This window comes from Pseudoalteromonas sp. MelDa3, from assembly GCF_002863625.1.
Classification (GTDB): Bacteria; Pseudomonadota; Gammaproteobacteria; order Enterobacterales; family Alteromonadaceae; genus Pseudoalteromonas; species Pseudoalteromonas arctica.
In genome coordinates this window covers 1-437 of sequence record NZ_PJBR01000218.1, presented here as the reverse complement: position 1 = coordinate 437, position 437 = coordinate 1, and the positions used below count along the sequence as shown (strand labels likewise).

At 38.9% G+C, this 437-nt stretch carries 2 tRNA genes; both read right to left on the bottom strand.

The features are described 5' to 3' along the window. Positions 1–206: 206 nt before the first annotated feature. Positions 207–282, bottom strand: a tRNA-Ala gene (locus tag CXF89_RS19225). A 50-nt stretch (positions 283–332) separates the two neighbouring features. Continuing rightward, positions 333–409, bottom strand: a tRNA-Ile gene (locus CXF89_RS19220). Between the last annotated feature and the right edge of the window lie 28 nt (positions 410–437).

The following is a 437-nucleotide window of genomic DNA, read 5'->3' as shown; positions in this document are numbered from 1 at the left end:
CAACTAAATGGCACTGAATGGTACTGCTACCATTCTTTTTTTACTTTTGAAAACTCTTGATAAATACAAAGTATCTATCAGAATTTTATTATCAGCTTTTCCAAATTTTTAAAGAGCAAGAGATGTAAAAACTTCTCAAAATTAAACACACTCTATTCTCAGGCGGTTAATGGCCCGATAAAGAATATTTATTTTTAAGAAGTAAGTGGTGGAGCTAAGCAGGATCGAACTGCTGACCTCCTGCGTGCAAGGCAGGCGCTCTCCCAGCTGAGCTATAGCCCCACATATGCTGGTACTTATTGTTTTAACCATCTTCTTAATTAGATAAGAAGTGGTGGGTCTGAGTAGATTTGAACTACCGACCTCACCCTTATCAGGGGTGCGCTCTAACCAGCTGAGCTACAGACCCAAAACAATAAGTGTTGTTCTCTTTACAA